Origin of the sequence: Paenibacillus sp. MY03, assembly GCF_002165585.1 — a bacterium.
Classification (GTDB): domain Bacteria; phylum Bacillota; class Bacilli; order Paenibacillales; family Paenibacillaceae; genus Pristimantibacillus; species Pristimantibacillus agaridevorans.
In genome coordinates this window covers 232,337-250,698 of the sequence record NZ_MXQD01000004.1, presented here as the reverse complement: position 1 = coordinate 250,698, position 18,362 = coordinate 232,337, and the positions used below count along the sequence as shown (strand labels likewise).

The following is an 18,362-nucleotide window of genomic DNA, read 5'->3' as shown; positions in this document are numbered from 1 at the left end:
TGAATAGGTTGGGGAGGGACAAATGTGACCGAAAAGCAGCATATTATGATTAAAGGCGTTAAGGAAGGTCTTCTGTTCCTTCTCGACGATCAATGCGTGTTCGATGCGCTGGTTGCCGAACTCAGGCACAAGCTGGAGAAAACGCACCAGCAGTTGCTGACGGGACCGCTCGTTCATATACATGTCAAGCTGGGCTCCAGAATCATAACGGACGAACAAAGGGAGCAGCTTGCAAGCATCATCGGCGCACAGGGAAACTTGATGATTCAGTCGATGGAATCCGATCCTCCGGCGAAGCCGGAGAGCGGCGGGGGAGCGGCGAACATGCACGTTTTGTCATCCATCGTTCGCTCCGGGCAGACGCTGCAGCACGAAGGCGACCTGCTTTTAATCGGGGACGTCAATCCGGGGGGCTCCATCCTGTGCACCGGCGATATCTATGTATTGGGAGCGCTTAGGGGGATGGCGCATGCGGGCTTCGCGGGACGCACAGATGCCATCATCGCGACTTCGCTCATGCGGCCGACGCAGCTGCGAATTGCCGATGTCGTCAGCAGGCCGCCGGAGGAATGGCTGACTTTCGATTCCGCGATGGAATTCGCGTATCTTAATGAAGGTCAGATGCAGATTGACAAGTTGTCGCAGCTATTCCGCATCAGGCAGAATCCTATCCTATTTAGAGGGGTGTAGAGTATGGGAGAAGCGATCGTAATTACATCAGGCAAAGGCGGCGTCGGCAAGACGACGACCTCTGCGAACATCGGAACAGCTCTTGCGTTGCTTGGCAAAAAAGTGTGTATGGTGGACACGGATATCGGTCTGCGCAATCTGGATGTCGTTATGGGGCTTGAAAATCGCATTATATATGATCTGGTCGATGTGGCGGAAGGACGCTGCCGCCTGAACCAGGCGTTAGTCAAGGACAAACGTTTCGACGAGCTGTACATGCTGCCGGCCGCACAGACGAAAGATAAAGACTCCGTTAAGCCGGAGCAGATTCGAGACATCGTGCTGGAGCTCAAGCAGGGTCATGATTATATCATTATCGATTGCCCGGCCGGTATCGAACACGGCTTCCGCAACGCTATTGCCGGCGCGGACCGCGCAATTGTCGTCACAACGCCGGAGAATGCGGCCGTGCGGGATGCCGATCGTGTCATCGGATTGCTGGAAGGAAACAAAATTCCGTCCAAGCTGGTGATTAACCGGATTCGGCCTTCTATGGTAAAGAGCGGAGAAATGCTGGATATCGACGAAATCTGCCAGGTTCTTGCCATAGATCTGCTGGGTATTGTTCCTGATGACGAAAAGGTCATTACGGCGGCCAACAATGGGGAGCCGACGGTTATGAACCCTGCATCCCGTGCTGCCATCGCGTACCGCAATATTAGCCGCCGAATATTGGGCGATATGGTGCCGTTAATGGTGCTCGACGAGAAGGCAGGCGCGTTCAAGCGGTTCCGCAAGTTTCTGGGAATAGGATGATTGACCTGTGCTTAATAAAATAAAGAAACTGGATTGGGGCATAATCCTTATTCTCGGATGTCTCGCGGCGATCAGCGTTATCGCCATACATAGCGCGACTGCGAATCATCCGGGATATGCCAATTACGAAATCAAACAGCTGGCGTTTTACGGTCTTGGATTTGTCGTGGCTATTGCCGCGGTGTTGTTCGATTACCGGATCATCCTGAAGTTGTGGCATGTGTTGTATGGCATCGGCGTTGTATTGCTGATATTGGTTTATTTCATTGGAGTGGAAATAAACGGTGCAAAGGGATGGTTCAAGCTTCCGGGCGATTTTTTGTTTCAGCCGGCAGAAATGGTCAAGATCATACTGATCATAGGCATTGCATATTTGTTAGGTCGACGTCAAGGAGATCGATTGCATTTTTCAAGCGATATTTTGATGATTGGCGCATTCTCATTCCTGCCCTTCTTGTTGGTCATGATTCAGCCCGACCTCGGAAATGCGATTATTTATATCGTCATCGTGATCGGGATGCTTTGGATCGGCAATGTCAAGTATTCGCATGTAGCGATCGGACTGGCTGTCGTAGTAGCAGGCATCATCTTGTTTATGTTCCTCTTTAATGCCTTTAACGAAGAAATCAAAACCTATCTCGTCGACAATTCCAAAGGGCACTGGTACGAACGAATAAATACGTTCATCAATCCCGAGTTGGCTTCTTCCGATAATAAACATCAGTCCATGTATGCTCAGATGGCGATCGGGTCAGGCGGATTAAACGGGGAAGGATTTCTGGAAGGCAATCTCAAGAACGGCGGGTATATCCCTTATGCCTATTCTGATTCCATCTTCGTCGTCATCGGCGAGGAATTCGGATTCCAGGGCGCCGCGATTCTGCTGCTGCTTTATTTCCTGCTCATCTATCGAATGATTATGGTCGCCTTCAAGTGTTACGACAGGCGGGCCTCGTACATGGTCATCGGAATCGTCTCCATGTTCGTCTTTCAGGTGTTCCAGAACATCGGCATGATGATAGGGCTCATGCCCATTACAGGCATTACGCTGCCGTTCGTCAGTTACGGCGGCACTTCGCTGCTGCTCAACATGATCTCGATTGGTCTTGTGTTCAGCATCAAAGCCCATCAAGAGGTGTATGAGCTCGCCGAGTAACGGGAGCTGGGTGCTGGGCGCAGGCCCGTTTAGGAATCTAGAGTAATAAAAGGGCTTCAAACGACAGGCAGGCCGCTGCGGACGAATCCGCGGCGGCCTGCCTGTTGTGCGCTCCGATTTGGGTGGCAAACGGTTATGAGGTTCCGACCGGCTTATGGTCTTATTGTCTTATTGGCTTAGGAAGACTGGTGTTCATCGGACTTTGCGTCCTTTCGTTTCGCTTAATCTGGGAATTCAATAAAGGGAAAACGTCCCTTTATTTTTTGGATTTCGGGTAGTTCTAGGGAAATAAAGGGAAATTGTCCAACTAAACGTCTGGGTGGCGTTAGGAAAAGTTGATTTGTTCGGAAATAGAGGGCTTTTTTCCAACTAATTCGCCCTGTGAAGGGGGAACCGGAAAAATAAAGGGAGGATTTCCCTTTATCACTGACTTCAGACCAGTTAACTCAGCTGCCGGCCCGTTCAATTCTGCTTTCAACCTCCATTAGAGCAACATGTTTATTGTTCAAATATAGGAAAGTATATGATTTTTTCATACCTTTTCTATATTTCTCGTAATGAAACGCGCCGCGCCGCCAAAGGACGGCGTAGCCGTTTCACCTTGTCCCAACTGTTGCAGGCTTGTTCGCATACTTGTCCTTGGAGCTTCATAAATATGAAGATAGGACAAGGCAGCGGGGAGGATGGTCCATATGGGACTGAGGGATGACGTAAGGCATCGAAGGCATGAGAAAATAAAGTTACTGCTCGAGGAATATGCGGCTTCTGAACGGCAGGAGAATAAGGTAGATATGCTGCAGAGGCAGCAAGAGCAACGACGTCTAGGAGAACGCGTGTCGCACCCGCGACTCGGCAATGAACGCGGGGAGTCCGCGCATGAGTCGCACTCGTGGCCTGGCCACGAACGCGAGGAGTCCATGCATAAGTCGCCCCCGTGGCCGGGCAACAAAGACAAGAAGTTCGCGCATGAGTCGCACTCATGGCCTGGCCACGAACGCGAGGAGTCTGTGTATGAGTCGCATCCATGGCCAGGCAAGAAACGCAAGCAGGTTGCAGCGGAACCTAAGAGACCAGGCTCGCAAGGGCAGGACGAGATGCATTTAATGTTCCCGGAAGGGCCGTCAGCGAGCAGCGAACGTGGAGGGGATCGCGAGGAAATACCGGGTGATCCTCATGATCCAGAAGTTGCCTGGAAGCGTAATCCTAACCCTTGGGTTTCCTGGGAGGAGGAAACGGTCATTCCGGGAGGCAAGCAGAGTTATGTCAGGCAGACGCGCACATACGACGATTCCTCCCCGCCCCGCAGCGGCTGGAGGCGTTTTCTGCACAGCCTGCGCTGGAAGACGATTGTTGCGCTTCTCGCGTTTGGCGTTATTTACGCCATGTTTCAAACCAGCAACGATTTGGCGCTGCGAGGTCAGCAATACGTAAAGCAGGCGCTGACGCAAGAAATCGATTTTGCGGCGGCAGCGGTGTGGTACAAGCAAGCGTTCGCGGGAGCGCCATCCTTCATACCGATGTTTCGCGGCGAGGATCAAGGCGCCGTCGGGGTAAACGGAGTTGTAAGGAAGGCGGCCGTCGTGCCGATCGAAGATGCTTCTCTAATTCGTACCTTTGCGGAGACGCTTAATGGAATTGAACTGTCCGGTTCGTCTGAGGCACCCGTTGCCGCAGCGGAGACGGGCAGAGTGATTATGGTGACGGAGGAAAGCATTCTCATTCAGCATGCCAACAACCGCGTAACCATCTACGGCAAGCTTGGCCGAGCGGATGTAGCGGTAAACGACTGGGTAGAGGCTGGCGATATTATCGGGAAGCTGCAGGAGGGAGATGCGAGCGGGCAAAGCTTGTTCTATTTCTCCGTGAAGCAAGGCGACCGTTATATGGACCCGCTGGATGTGATCACGCTTGATTAAGTGGCGCGGGATCGCGTGGTCTATTCATCCTCTATTCGTAATGATCATGATGGCTTCCGCCATTACGGGATATTTTGCCGAATTAACGGTGTTATTTCTCATCGTCATCGTACACGAGCTTGGACATGTATTCGCGGCCAAAAGCTTCGGATGGCGGATCAAGGAGGTTAAGCTACTTCCATTCGGAGGAGTGGCAGAGGTCGAGGCGGGAGGCGCCGGCGCAAGGGAAGAAGCCCTCGTGGCACTTGCAGGACCTCTTCAGAACGTATGGATGGGGCTGCTGGCTTGGACCTGCGGCGTGACGGGATTGTGGAGCGAACCATGGGCGGACTATGTTGTACAGGCTAATATGATGATTGCTTTATTTAACCTGCTTCCGATTCATCCGCTCGACGGAGGCAAGCTATCCCATTCAATGATCAGCGTATTCCTGAACTATTATCAAACGTTGCTTTGGTCGGCAAGACTCAGCCTTGGCTTTAGCATGATTATGATCGCGGCCGCCGCGGTGCCTCTATGGATTCCTGGTTACGGGGACGGCGTACAGCTGAATCTTCTGGTCGTTGGCGTATTCCTGCTGCTCAGCAACTGGACATACTATCGAAATGTGCCTTATTTGTTCGTGCGATTTCTGACCCATCGGCGCCGCTCCTCCCTGACCGCGCTGGATAACGGGAAAAAGGCGACGCCGATCATCGTTAACGGCTATCAATCGATATTGTCCGTTGCCAAGAGTCTTAATCGGGAACGTTATCATCTGATCTATGTGCTGGATCCGTCCGGCAAGGAGCTGCGCGTGCTGGCGGAAGACCAGATTGTGGAGAGCTGCTTGTCCGGTTTGAATCCAAACCGTGCAGTCCGGGAGCTTTTGGGCTAGAATAGAGGAAAAGCGACAGAAGGAATGGTTGTTTAATGAAGCAGATGCTTATGCACGTGGATGGCGATACGCTGCAGACGGCCGTTCTGGAGAACGGGCAGCTGACGGATTTTTTAATGGAACGTTCGAGTGGCGCGAGTCTGGTGGGCAACATTTACAAGGGGAAAATCGTAAACGTGCTGCCGGGGATGGATGCGGCCTTCGTCGATATCGGCATCGGCAAAAACGCCTTCTTGTACATTGACGATATGCTTCATCCCCATGCGGACAAGCAGCCTAAAAACAAACCTCCTATCCGGGAACTGGCGCAGCCGGGACAGGATATCATCGTGCAGGTTGTCAAAGATCCGCTTGGCGGAAAGGGAGCGCGCGTGACGACGCACTTCAATTTGCCTGGACGCTGGCTTGTCTATCTGCCGTTCGCCGATTACGTCGGCGTATCCAAGAAGGTGGCCAGCGAGACGGAGCGAGAGCGCCTTCGCATAGCCGGCGAGCGGTTGAAGCTCGACGAAGAAGGCATTATTATGCGAACCGCAGCCGAAGGCGAGGAGCTGGAATCGTTGCAGGCCGATGTGTCCAAGCTGAGGGAGCGCTGGCGCTCGATCGGTGACAAGGCGATACACGCGGTCGCGCCGGCCATATTGCATTGCGAAGAAGGGTTGCTGCACCGAGTAATCCGCGATACGTTTTCCTCCGATATGGACGAGCTCTGGATCGACCATTCGGCCCGTTTCGGCGAAGCGACGGAGCTGCTCAAAGACATCTCGCCTGCGTTCGACGGGCGGGTCAAGCTGTACAGAGGCGGCGGCGGCCGCGGCATATTTCAGGAGTTCCGGGTCGCGGAGCAGATCGAGACGGCGTTCTTGAGACGAATACCTATGGGGAGCGGGAGCTACCTCATCTGGGAGGAGACGGAGGCGCTGACCGTCATTGACGTGAATACGGGCAAGTTTACCGGCTCGGACAATTTGGAGGATACGGTGTTCCGTACCAACTTGGAGGCGGCTTCGCTTATTGGCAGGCTGCTGCGAGTGCGCGATGTCGGCGGCATTGTCATCATCGATTTTATAGATATGGAACGCGAAGAGAGCCGATCCAAAGTGCTTGCAAGGCTGGTGGAGGAGGCACTCCGGGACGGTACGAAGACGTCCATTGTGGGCTGGACCCGACTGGGACTGATGGAGTTGACGCGCAAAAAAGCGCGTATGGGCGCAAGCCATCATTTGGCTCAGCGCTCATAATGGAGAAGATGTGATCAAAAGCGAATTTTTTGAACAACCTTTTGTACAACCTCTTGAAACCGTATAGTGTAATGTGATAAACTGTTTTGGTGTATGTTACGTATCATTATTGAAACTGACGTACAGGTACCGCTCCGAACAGGTTACATAAGCGCAGCGCATCAGCGATTTGCCACCTGACTCAGGCGAGTCTTCGAAAATAAGGAGGTGCACCTATTATGTTCGCAATCATCGAAACTGGCGGCAAGCAATACAAAGTTCAGGAAGGCGATGTGATCTACATCGAGAAACTGAACGGCAGCGAAGGCGAAAGCGTAACGTTCGATCGCGTTCTGGCCGTATCCGGCAAGGACGGTCTTGTAACGGGAGCTCCGGTGGTTTCCGGCGCAAGCGTTACTGGCAAAGTCGAGAAACACGGCAAAGGCCAAAAGATCATCGTTTACAAATTCAAAGCCAAAAAGAACTACCGTCGCAAGCAAGGCCATCGTCAACCTTACACGAAAGTAACGATCGAGAAAATCCAAGCGTAAGCATGAGGATTTGAGCTATGATTACAGTTACTCTCGTAAGGAATGAGAAGGATAGGCGCATCGTATCGTTTGCGGTCGAAGGACATGCCAAATATGCGAAGCCCGGCAAGGACATCGTCTGCGCCGGCGTGTCGGCGGTATCGGTCGGCACGGTTAACGCGATTGAGACTTTAGCGGGGATCGAGCTGCCTGCCACGGTTAAGAACGGCTGGCTGTCCTCGGATGTTCCGGTTCTGCCCGATGCGGAGTCGGACAGCCGCATGCAGCTGCTGCTCGAAGGCATGGTTGTCATGCTCGAGACGATCGCTACATCATACGGCAAGCACGTCGTTATCCAGGAGCAGCTCCGATAAGGCTGTCCTGCGAGACGTTATCAATTCAAGAAGGAGGGGTACTCCATGTTGAAACTGAATCTTCAGTTGTTCGCATCCAAGAAGGGCGTAGGTTCCACGAAGAACGGACGCGACTCGCAATCCAAGCGCCTTGGCGCTAAACGTGCGGACGGTCAAATCGTATCCGGCGGCAGCATCTTGTTCCGTCAACGCGGAACGAAGATCCACCCGGGAACGAACGTAGGCATCGGCAAGGACGATACGTTGTTCGCGAAAGTAGACGGCGTTGTCAAGTTCGAGCGTCTGGGTCGCGATCGTAAGAAAGTGAGCGTATACCCTGTTGATCAAGCTCCTGTTGCAGCTGCAGTAGAAGCTTAATTTGCAACCACCAGCCCCGGCCAGCATGTCTTGGTCCGGGGCTTTTGTCATTGTCGGGAAAGCCCTCTAATAGACGATGTCGTGGTTGTCTTCGCGCGCTTTTCGAAATTATAGGAAAGCATTCGGCATACGTTTTCTATACTTCTCGTTATGAAACGTACTGCGCTCCAAAAGAACGGCGCGGCAGTTTCACCTTTGCTAATGACCGCTTTGGACGAGCGTGTTATACTGGGAAAGCTAGCAGCTAGCAATTCCCTTAAGAAGGCAGGTTCTGGGCATGATAGCCATGACAACGGCAAAGTATTATGTCGCGGCGACGGCGATCGCGCCGGCAGCCGCGCTTCTGGTCTGGCCAGGCAGCCGCTTGCTTATAATCGGTTGCTTGATCTGGATTGGGGCCGCTGCGGCCTATTGGATTCGCAGCGAACGAATGGAGCATCGGGCTCGAATTACGGCTACGATTACCGCCATGCAGTCAGCCGGCGTCCGTACTTTAAATCATCATCGGCATGACTGGATGAACGATCTTCAAGTGCTTTATGGATACATTCGACTCGGCAAGCTGGATAAGACGGTGGGCTGCGTGGAGAAAATAAGGGATAGAATGAATGCCGAAAGCGCAATCTCCCGGCTTGGCGTTCCTTCGCTCATCAGCTATATTCAGTCATTTCGCACGCTGACGAATTCTCTTGCGCTGGAGGTCGAGATCGATAACGGTATTAATTTGCAGGAAATGGTACAGGATGCAGAACGTGTAGCGGAGACGCTTATACATACAATCAATGTTTATCGGTTGTCCGCGAAGCCTGGCACAGGGGAGCAGGCGCTGCTCCGGTTGCGGCTGGCGACGGAGAGCGGCATGCTGTACGCCTCCTTCTATTATGACGGCGAATTGATCAACGAACGGCAATGGCAGCACAAAATGAAAGAGCAGTTGAAAGGCGCATCGCTCTCTCCAATATCCGAGGAACAGTCGTACAATGAGATGGTTCTAAAGACGGAGCTGCGCGAGATAGGCGCTTGAACGGAGGCATGACATGTTTGTCGACAAGGCAAAAATATTCGTAAAAGGCGGAAACGGCGGGGACGGCATCGTATCCTTCCGCCGCGAAAAATATGTAGAGAATGGCGGTCCCGCCGGCGGCGACGGCGGCAACGGAGGAGATCTGATCTTTCGCGTAGACGAAGGGCTTCGAACGTTGATGGACTTCCGTTACCAAAAGCACTTCAAGGCCGAGCGCGGCGAGCGCGGCAAGGTTAAGAGCATGCACGGCGCGAGTGCCGACGACACGATCGTGCGCATCCCCCCGGGAACGGTCATAATTGACGACGACACCAACGAAATCATCGCGGATTTGACGCGTCACGGTCAACAGGTTGTTGTCGCAAAAGGCGGACGTGGCGGACGCGGCAATACCAGATTCGCAACGCCGACGAATCCGGCTCCTTATATTTCGGAGAATGGCGAAGAAGGCCAGGAGCGCTGGGTCGTTCTCGAGCTCAAGGTGATGGCGGATGTTGGTCTGGTCGGCTTCCCAAGCGTCGGAAAGTCTACGCTGTTATCGGTCGTATCCGGTGCCAAGCCGAAGATCGGCGCCTATCACTTTACTACCATTACGCCGAATTTGGGCGTCGTCGACGTCGGCGACGGACGGAGCTTCGTTATGGCGGATCTGCCGGGTCTGATCGAAGGCGCTCATGAAGGCGTTGGTCTTGGCCACGAGTTCCTTCGTCACGTGGAGAGAACGCGGGTTATTATTCACGTCATCGATATGGCGGCGTCGGAAGGGCGCGATCCGTTCGACGACTGGCAGAAAATCAACGCGGAGCTGACTCACTATAACGAGAAGCTGGCGGATCGTCCGCAGATCATTGCGGCCAACAAGATGGACATGCCGGAAGCGGAGGCGCAGCTGGCCCTCTTCAAGGAGCAACTGGATGAGGTCAAGGGCGATAAGGATTACGTCGTTATGCCGATCTCTTCTCTTACGAAGGAAGGCATTCAGGAATTGCTGTACAAGGCGGCGGATGTACTGGATACCGTGGAGGCGTCGATCGAGGTCGAGGAAGTGAAGGACATCGAGGAACGCAAGGTGTACACGTACGAGAAACGCGACGAAATTACGTTCACGGTTCATCGCGAGGACGAGGTATTCGTCGTCGAGAGCGAAGGCATCGAACGGATGATGAAGCGGATGAACCTGAATTCCTACGATGCAGTCATGCGATTTGCACGTACGATGCGTAAGCTGGGCGTCGACGAGAAGCTGCGCAAGGAAGGCGCCAAGGATGGAGATATGGTGCGGATCGGCGATTTCGCGTTCGAATTTTTTGAAGGCACCGATTACGACCCTTACAACTAAATTTCGTGTTGGACTGTCCCGGCGTTTCGCGACGGGAAGTTTAGCCTCTCATGGAGAAAGACGACGGCAGTCGTCTTTTTTTTATCGGCCTATTGCCGCGCCACCTGGATTTCGATATAATGTCCACTATAGGTGTACAATTGTCTTTATGAGGAGGACGGATGTGGCTGAACGCTATTATGTCGTCCGGGAGGAACTATTGCCCGAAGCGATTCTGAAGACGATTCAAGTGAAGGAGCTGCTTAGCAGCGGCGCGGTGGCAACTGTTCATGAAGCTGTGGAGCGGGCGGGACTCAGCCGCAGCGCCTTTTACAAGTACAAGGATGGCGTGTTCGCGCTGAACGATATTGCCCGCGAACGGATCGTGACGATCTCGATGGAGCTGGAGCATAGGGCGGGAGTTCTCTCCTGCGTGCTGGGACTGATCGCAGGTCAGGAAGGCAATGTGCTGACTATGAATCAGAGCATCCCGCTGCAAGGATTCGCAAATGTTGTGTTGTCGGTGGACATCGCGGGACTTGCAGGAGAACTGTCCGATCTATTGGAACTGCTGAAGCGGCAATCCGGCGTGAGGAAGGCAGCGGTCATCGGTCAAGGTTAAATCATGGAGCGGAGGAATATAGATGAAGCCGATAAAGGTAGGATTGCTCGGACTGGGTACAGTGGGAACGGGCGTCGTACGTATTGTGGAAGGGCATCAGGAGGATCTTCAAAGCCAGGTTGGTTTGCCGATCGTCATTGAGAAGGTGCTGGTACAGAATAAGACGAAGTCTCGTTCGATCTCCATTGATCCGGATAAGCTGACGGAGGATCCGTGGGATATTATCCGCCATCCCGATATAGATGTCGTCGTAGAAGTCATGGGCGGCATTGCGGGAACAAAGGAATACATTATCGAGGCGTTGTCGCGGGGCAAACATGTCGTGACGGCCAACAAGGACTTGATGGCGCTCCACGGACCGGAGATTGTGGCCAAAGCCAAGGAGAATGGCTGCGACATCTTGTACGAAGCCAGCGTAGCTGGCGGTATTCCCATTTTGCGTACGTTGGTCGACGGCTTTTCTTCCGATCGGATTACGAAGATCATGGGCATTGTTAACGGTACGACGAACTATATTCTGACGAAGATGAGCCAGGAAGGAGCCTCCTATAGCGACGTGCTGAAGGAAGCGCAGGAACTTGGTTACGCCGAAGCGGATCCCACCTCCGACGTGGAGGGTTTGGATGCGGCACGCAAGATGACGATTCTGGCGACGCTTGGCTTCCGGACGAACGTATCTCTTGCGAACGTATCGGCAAAGGGAATCTCGCAAGTCAGCAAGGAGGATATTCTGTATGCCAAACGTCTGGGCTATGAGCTGAAGCTGCTTGGCATTGCGGAGAGGCAGGACGATCTCGTCAGCATAAGCGTACAGCCGACCATGGTGAAGCAGACGCATCCCATCGCATCCGTAAACGGCGTGTTTAACGCGGTATATGTTTACGGCGATGCGGTTGGAGAGACGATGTTCTACGGAGCGGGCGCCGGAGAGCTGCCAACGGCTACTTCCATCGTCGCGGATCTGGTTGCCGTCGTAAAGAACCTGAAACTCGGCGTGAGCGGCAAGCAGAACGGCGTAGCGGACTATAAGGAGACGAAGCTGAAGTCGGATGACCAGATTTCGTCCAAATATTTTCTCCTGCTGCATGTTGCCGACCGTGCAGGCGTTCTTGCGCGCATCACTCAGGTTTTCGCCGAATTCGAAGTCAGCCTGGAGTCGGTGCTGCAGCAGCCGAACCCGAACAATCCCGACGCCGAGATCATCATCATTACGCATGATGCGAGCAAGGCGGCCATCCAGAAGGTCATCGACACGTTCGGATCGCTGGATGTGGTGTACAAGGTGAAGAGCGTCTATCGCGTTGAGGGGTAATACAATGAACGGAGCGGGGAGCATGGAGAGCATAATGGCAGTAAAAAAAGCATATACGGACAACCGCCGCGTCACCGTTAAGGTGCCGGCAAGCACGGCTAATTTGGGCCCGGGCTTCGATTCTCTCGGCATGGCGCTCTCGATGTACGCATGGATCGAAATGTCGGCATCCCAAACTGGAGAGACGGTCTTCCGGCTGCACGGGGATGGCATGGATGGACTGCCCACGGACAAAAGCAATCTGCTCTACAAGGTTGCTCAGCTCGTATTCGACGAAGCTGGCGTCAGCATGCCGGAGCTTACGATCGAAATGTATAGCGAAATTCCGCTGGCACGCGGTCTTGGGAGCAGCGCGACCGCCATTATCGCCGCGCTCGTCGCGGCAAACGCCCTGATTGGCAGTCCGTTGGACGATCTCAAGCTGTTCGAGCTCGCTACAAAGCTGGAGGGGCATCCGGATAACGTCGGCGCATCGCTGTTCGGCGGCATCATCGTCGCTGCATGGGATGGCGAGACCGTGCAGCACGCACGCATTGAGCCGCCTGCAAGGCTTGAGACGCTGGTAGCCATACCGGCGTTCGAGCTGGCTACGGAGAAGGCTAGGCATGCATTGCCTTCTGGGCTGGCGATGGCCGACGCCGTCTTTAACGTCGGCTGCAGCTCGCTGCTCGTCGCGGCTCTGGCCAGCGGCGAGCTTGGGCTTATCCGTCATGCCATGAAGGATCGGCTGCACCAGCCTTATCGTGCGCCTCTTATTCCCGGCATGACGGAGATTCTGGAGCGCGCGACGGACTTCGGCGCGCTTGGAGCTGCGCTCAGCGGAGCGGGGCCGACAATGATCGCGTTCGTGGACGCGGAGTCGGAGTCCGGTTCCAAGGCCGAGCTGGAGAGTTTCCTGCAGGAGACTCTGCGCAAGGAAGGCATCCAGGCGGAGACCCTATGGCTCGCGCCGTGCGTCTCCGGTCCAGTTGTTACGGTAGAGAGTGCAGATGCCGACCATGATGGGGAGACCTTCCTGGAACGGATTAAAGGAGAACGGGCATGATGAAAACGATAGCTTTATTACCTGCTGGCTCCGTGTCCGACGAAGCGGCAAAACAACTGTTCGCGGGAGAGACGCTGAATTGGAAGCACCATCGGCTTATATCCGACGTCTTCCTGTCCACGGTGAACGGGATCAGCGACTACAGCGTTATTCCGATGGAGAACACGATCGACGGGTCCGTCAGTCTGCATTTGGATTGGCTGGTCCATGAGGTCGATCTTCCCATGCAGGCGGAATGGGTGTATCCCTCCATTCAGAATCTGATCGGAAGACGGGAGGAGTTTTCCGGACAATCCGGCGAGCCTGACTTGACAACGATCAAAAAGGTGATCAGCCATCCAGTGGCAATGGCGCAATGTACGCAATTTCTTCGCGAGCATATGCCGCAGGCGGAGAAGGAGCATGTGGGCAGCACGGCCGAAGCCGTGCGTATCGTACGCGATCATGCCGGCGAAGGAATTGCCGCGATTGGCACCCGCAGCGCGGCGGCGAACAACGGCCTTGACCTGCTCGCGACCGAGGTAACGGATCACGATAACAACTATACGAGATTTATGCTGGTAGGGGCGGAGCCGTATACCGCCAGGCAGTCGGACCGCGTGAAGACAAGCATCCTTATCACTTTGCCGGAGGATTATCCGGGAGCGCTGCATCAGGTGCTGTCGGCATTCGCCTGGCGCCGCATCAATCTGACGCGCATCGAGTCAAGGCCGACGAAGAAGAAGCTGGGCAGTTATTATTTTTATATCGAGATTGAGATGTCGCTGGATACGGTGCTGCTGCCGGCCGCGCTTCAAGAGATCGAAGCCATAGGATGCCAGATTCGCATATTGGGCTGTTATCCGAGCTTTACTTACGAGCAACTGCTGTAACTTCAAGCCACGAAGGTGTAACAACAGGCGATTCCCAAGGCTTCAAGGAACCAACACAAATACAAGATGAACAATTTCGCGGAGGTGCAAGGGCAGAGATGGCACAGCAATGGATTTACCTAAACGGCGATTACGTAACAAAAGAGGATGCGAAAGTATCCGTGTACGATCACGGATTTTTATACGGAGATGGCATCTTCGAGGGCATTCGCATCTATGACGGCAACATCTTTAAGTGCAAGGAACATCTGGACAGGCTGTACGACTCTGCGAAATCGATTATGCTCGATATCCCGCTCTCCCTGGAGGAGATGCAGGGCGCGCTCGTGGAGACGATTCGCCGCAACGAGCTGCGCGACGGATATATTCGGCTCATCGTATCCCGCGGTCCCGGCAATCTGGGGCTTGATCCGCGTCGCTGCCCTTCCGCATTCGTCATTATTATCGTGGAGCAGCTCTCGATTTACCCGGAGGAAGCTTACAAAAACGGCCTGGTATCCGTATCCGTGTCGCAGCGACGCAATATCCCGGATGCGCTTAACCCGAAGATCAAGTCGCTTAATTACCTGAACAACATCCTGGTCAAAATCCAGGCGAATCTTGCCGGAGTAGGCGAAGCGATTATGCTGAACTCCCAAGGCTACGTGGCGGAAGGATCCAGCGATAATATCTTTATTATCAAAAATAACGTCGTCTACACGCCTCCTTGTTACGTTGGAGCACTGGAAGGCATTACCCGCGCGGCGATCATGGAGCTTTGCGCCAAACACGGCTACAAGCTCAAGGAAGAGCCGTTCACGCTGCACGACGTATATGTAGCCGACGAAGTGTTCTTTACGGGCACGGCGGCCGAGGTTATCGCGGTACGCGAAGTCGATGGACGCAAGATCGGCTCCGGACAAGCCGGTCCGATCACGACGCATTTGCTGGAACAATTCCGCGCGATTGTTTCGGTAGACGGCGTCAAAGTATACGAATAACGAGATTTTATTAAGCGGCAACCTGCCCGAAAGACATGGAGACATGTTCCGGGCAGGTTTTTTTGCGCGAAGATGGCGACACTTGCCTATTTGCTGCATAGGATGTAGAGATTGATAACAGGCATTAGCCGTGCCAAGTTATCCAGAACGTGACAGGAGGTCATCGGCGAGTGAAAATCCATATCGTGAAAAAAGGCGATACCCTGTATTTCATCGGCAAAAAATACAATGTATCGATCGAGGAAATTTTAAGCTTGAACCCTGGCATTACGAATCCAGATGTGCTGGAAGTAGGGATGAAGCTGAAAATTCCAAGTGCTCAAGGACAAAATGGCATCGGAGGCGTGGAAGTCATGCATCAGCACGTCGTCAAGCAAGGAGATACGCTTTGGAAGCTGTCCAAAGCTTGGGGCGTGCCGCTGGCGGCGATGGTATACGCGAATCCGCATTTGAAGAACCCCAACGTCCTGCTGACGGGCGAGATCGTCAACATTCCGAAGGCGGACACCGTGGTTCCTCCAACGGCCATGCCGGGTAAAACGAATACGGCGGTTAAGCAGACCGGAGGCGTTCATCCGCTGCATCCGACTTCGATTATGCAGGGCGTGCAGGGCATGGTCGGCAAGTTGTCAACAGCCCCGGTTATCGGCAAGAAGAATACGGCCCCCGTGCAAGAAAAGGCTCCTACAGCACCGATCTCGCCGGTACCTGCCCCCGCGCCTAAGCAGAAGGAGAAGGAAGCGAAGGTCGAGCCGCTGGAAAAAGGCAAGGTAGAGCCTCTGGCTACGAAGGTCGAGCCGCTGGAAAAAGGCAAAGTAGAGCCTCTGGCAACAAAGGTCGAACCGCTGGAAACGGGCAAAGTAGAGCCTCTGGCAACAAAGGTCGAACCGTTGGAAACGGGCAAAGTAGAGCCTCTGGCAACGAAGGTTGAGCCGATGGCTATGGGTAAAGTAGAGCCTTTGGCAACGAAAGTTGAGCCGATGGCTATGGGTAAAGTAGAGCCTTTGGCAACGAAGGTTGAGCCGCTTTCGGGTCATAAAGTCGAGCCTTTGTCCTCCAATGTCGCCCCGCTCTCGACAGGCAAGACATTGCCGAACGCGGTAGCACCGCTTTCGACTGGCAAAACGCTGCCGAACGAGTCAATTATGCCGCTCTCGACAGGCAAGACATTGCCGAACGCGGTAGCACCGCTTTCGACTGGCAAAACGCTGCCGAACGCGTACGTCGCTCCGATGGCGGCGAACAATTATGCGCCACTGTCGACGAACGTATCGCCCATGAGCATGAACAACGTTGCGCCACTGTCGACGAACGTATCGCCGCTGAACACGAACAACGTTGCGCCGCTGTCGACTAACGTATCGCCCATGAGCATGAACAATTATGCGCCACTGTCGACGAACGTATCGCCCATGAGCATGAACAACTATGCGCCAATGACGAACGTAGCTCAGAAGGCATTGCCGATTCAGAAGATGGCGGAGCAAAAGGTTACTCCGGCACAATCGGAATACATGCAATATATGGACATGGACTTGTTCCAGCAATACAACATGCCTGCTACGGAAGCCATGTATATGGGGAACCAGCCGAATGTTGCTCCGGTGTTGCCGAATGCGGGTATGATGCCTTACGGCGAGATGCCTTACGGTGAGAAGCCTTCCATGTATCCTTACGATTGCCCGCCAGGCGCAGGCATGATGGGATATCCCGCACCTTCCATGATGCCATACGGCGGCGCGGGGGGCTGGGGATACCCCGGCGGCGGTTATGCAGGAGTCAGCGAGAATAATATGATGATGCCATTGTCCAATATGCCGAACCATGCTGGAATGGTATCGCCATTGTCAGGCATGCCTACCAAAGGTTTGCCGCAAACGATGTCCACCATGTCGGCGCCGGTTTACGGCGGAGCCGGTTATCCCATGACTTACCCGCCATATGCTCCATCGCCGTTATGGCAGCAAAATGCTAATGTCTCGTCCGGGCCGACTGTCCAATCGACGGCTAACGATGATTGCGGCTGCGGCGGCAAGCGGGAGGATGAGCTGGAGCTTCAGCAAGAAAAGAAGTCGTCGTTGTCCAAATCCGCCACTTCAAAACCGCGCAAAAAAGCCAAAAAAGCCGTTATCCGGACAGTGGCGCCGCGACCCAAAAAAAGAACGTCTAGCGGCAGCCGCCCTTGGCTGAACCGTTAAAGCAAAGGCAAATGCAGTTCCCTCATAATGCTGAACGCAGGCAAGCTCCGATAAGGGGCTTGTTTTGTTGTTCATGTATTTCCGGAGTCTGAATAATTAACCATTTCTGGCGCACACTATGGGCAAATATCATCACCAGCCAAAGGGGGCTTCCTCATGATGACGTTCAGCCTGTGGAAGCAAGTCAAAAAGCGTATACGAAGAAATCGCCGTCCGATCTGGAAGTTAGGCGGACTAGTCTTGTTCGTCTCGCTGGCAGTCATGCCGCAGCATGCATCGGCGAGTTTCGCGAGCGAAGCAACCCTCGACGAACCTTCCGTCAGCCGCATGCTGCAAGACAGAAATGCTCCGGTTCAAGTTATGCTGCATCGTTTGTACGTTTGCGGCGAGGAGACAGAGCCGCTCGGGTTGATGAAACCCGAGACGATCATCAAGCTGCTTAGCCAGCATCCGGAATGGCGCACCAGTCTCGATGAGGATGGGCAGACGCTTCGCGTGATGCAGCAGATTGACGATTTGTCGGCCGAATGCAAGTCCAATGCTTACTTCGGCGTGGACCGCAATGGGAATTTCTCGTTGTTTGACGGAGAGCCCAGCAACGAAAAAGTGATGCGGACATTTTTCCAGCTTGATGTCCGGTTTATGGAGAGCAGCTTGCCGAAGGACCAACTGGATCAGCTTTCGGATGGCATTCGGGTTAGCGACATCGACGAATATAACAGCGTATTGTCGACCTACAGCGATTATGCGATGGAAACGGGCGAAGCGAAGCAAGGTTATTAAACACTCGAGTTTTATACAGATATGTAATTGGCCGCTGCCACAATGGAACGGCAAAACAACACTCATCGATATTGAACCGGTGAGTGTTTTTTTTGTGCTTGCTCCAGCAAGAGCACCGGACTAACCGACAAGACTTGCTGCCGCAGTTCTACCAAGGCAGCGGTGAAATATACGACAATGCCCTCCCCCCCGCTCAATCGGGAAACGCTTGAGCGCGAATGAACAAACGTTCGTTCTCATTTCGGGTATCTTTTGTTATAATGAAGGGCGGGCAACATGGGAAGGCTGCGAGG

At 53.8% G+C, this 18,362-nt stretch carries 18 protein-coding genes; all 18 read left to right on the top strand.

Annotated elements, in window-relative coordinates; genetic code table 11:
• The first annotated feature begins 45 nt into the window (after window positions 1–45).
• Window positions 46–690: a septum site-determining protein MinC gene (locus tag B1748_RS03720; RefSeq protein ID WP_087566903.1), complete on the top strand. Its 645-nt coding sequence runs from the start codon at window positions 46–48 to the stop codon at window positions 688–690.
• 3 nt (window positions 691–693) lie between these two features.
• Complete coding sequence (minD, locus tag B1748_RS03715) at window positions 694–1,485, top strand: septum site-determining protein MinD (RefSeq protein WP_087566517.1); 792 nt, start codon at window positions 694–696, stop codon at window positions 1,483–1,485.
• Window positions 1,486–1,492: 7 nt separating this feature from the next.
• Complete coding sequence (locus B1748_RS03710) at window positions 1,493–2,641, top strand: FtsW/RodA/SpoVE family cell cycle protein (RefSeq protein WP_087566516.1); 1,149 nt, start codon at window positions 1,493–1,495, stop codon at window positions 2,639–2,641.
• Between the two features lie 692 nt (window positions 2,642–3,333).
• Window positions 3,334–4,557 (top strand): M23 family metallopeptidase, encoded by a 1,224-nt coding sequence (locus tag B1748_RS03705; protein ID WP_179215357.1) that lies wholly within the window; start codon window positions 3,334–3,336, stop codon window positions 4,555–4,557.
• Window positions 4,550–5,434, top strand: a complete 885-nt coding sequence (locus B1748_RS03700; RefSeq protein WP_087566514.1) for a M50 family metallopeptidase — start codon at window positions 4,550–4,552, stop codon at window positions 5,432–5,434. The genes B1748_RS03705 and B1748_RS03700 overlap by 8 nt, the downstream gene beginning before the upstream one ends.
• 35 nt (window positions 5,435–5,469) lie before the next feature.
• Window positions 5,470–6,675 carry an Rne/Rng family ribonuclease gene (locus B1748_RS03695; protein WP_256975514.1) on the top strand — a complete coding sequence of 402 codons (1,206 nt, stop codon included), beginning with the start codon at window positions 5,470–5,472 and terminating at the stop codon, window positions 6,673–6,675.
• A gap of 218 nt (window positions 6,676–6,893) precedes the next feature.
• Complete coding sequence (rplU, locus tag B1748_RS03690; protein WP_087566513.1) at window positions 6,894–7,205, top strand: 50S ribosomal protein L21; 312 nt, start codon at window positions 6,894–6,896, stop codon at window positions 7,203–7,205.
• 17 nt (window positions 7,206–7,222) lie between these two features.
• A complete protein-coding gene (locus B1748_RS03685) occupies window positions 7,223–7,558 on the top strand; it encodes a ribosomal-processing cysteine protease Prp (RefSeq protein ID WP_087566512.1) in 336 nt (111 codons plus the stop codon).
• A gap of 45 nt (window positions 7,559–7,603) precedes the next feature.
• On the top strand, window positions 7,604–7,915 hold the full coding sequence (rpmA, locus tag B1748_RS03680; protein WP_087566511.1) for a 50S ribosomal protein L27: 312 nt from the start codon (window positions 7,604–7,606) through the stop codon (window positions 7,913–7,915).
• Between the two features lie 277 nt (window positions 7,916–8,192).
• Complete coding sequence (locus B1748_RS03675; protein WP_087566510.1) at window positions 8,193–8,939, top strand: Spo0B domain-containing protein; 747 nt, start codon at window positions 8,193–8,195, stop codon at window positions 8,937–8,939.
• A gap of 13 nt (window positions 8,940–8,952) precedes the next feature.
• Window positions 8,953–10,278 carry a GTPase ObgE gene (gene obgE, locus B1748_RS03670; protein WP_087566509.1) on the top strand — a complete coding sequence of 442 codons (1,326 nt, stop codon included), beginning with the start codon at window positions 8,953–8,955 and terminating at the stop codon, window positions 10,276–10,278.
• Window positions 10,279–10,441: 163 nt separating this feature from the next.
• Complete coding sequence (locus tag B1748_RS03665; protein WP_087566508.1) at window positions 10,442–10,879, top strand: ACT domain-containing protein; 438 nt, start codon at window positions 10,442–10,444, stop codon at window positions 10,877–10,879.
• A gap of 22 nt (window positions 10,880–10,901) precedes the next feature.
• Entirely contained in the window at window positions 10,902–12,191 is a 1,290-nt protein-coding gene (locus tag B1748_RS03660) for a homoserine dehydrogenase (RefSeq protein ID WP_087566507.1), read from the top strand.
• Window positions 12,192–12,225: 34 nt separating this feature from the next.
• Complete coding sequence (gene thrB, locus B1748_RS03655; protein ID WP_087566901.1) at window positions 12,226–13,236, top strand: homoserine kinase; 1,011 nt, start codon at window positions 12,226–12,228, stop codon at window positions 13,234–13,236.
• Complete coding sequence (gene pheA, locus B1748_RS03650) at window positions 13,236–14,108, top strand: prephenate dehydratase (RefSeq protein WP_087566506.1); 873 nt, start codon at window positions 13,236–13,238, stop codon at window positions 14,106–14,108. Before thrB ends, pheA begins: the two co-directional genes overlap by 1 nt.
• A gap of 98 nt (window positions 14,109–14,206) precedes the next feature.
• Entirely contained in the window at window positions 14,207–15,088 is an 882-nt protein-coding gene (gene ilvE / locus B1748_RS03645; RefSeq protein WP_087566505.1) for a branched-chain-amino-acid transaminase, read from the top strand.
• A 170-nt stretch (window positions 15,089–15,258) separates the two neighbouring features.
• The gene (locus B1748_RS03640; protein WP_143810231.1) at window positions 15,259–17,286 is read left to right on the top strand and encodes a LysM peptidoglycan-binding domain-containing protein; all 2,028 of its coding nucleotides are present in this window, start codon (window positions 15,259–15,261) and stop codon (window positions 17,284–17,286) included.
• Between the two features lie 156 nt (window positions 17,287–17,442).
• The gene (locus B1748_RS03635) at window positions 17,443–18,069 is read left to right on the top strand and encodes a BofC C-terminal domain-containing protein (RefSeq protein ID WP_087566503.1); all 627 of its coding nucleotides are present in this window, start codon (window positions 17,443–17,445) and stop codon (window positions 18,067–18,069) included.
• Window positions 18,070–18,362 lie beyond the last annotated feature (293 nt).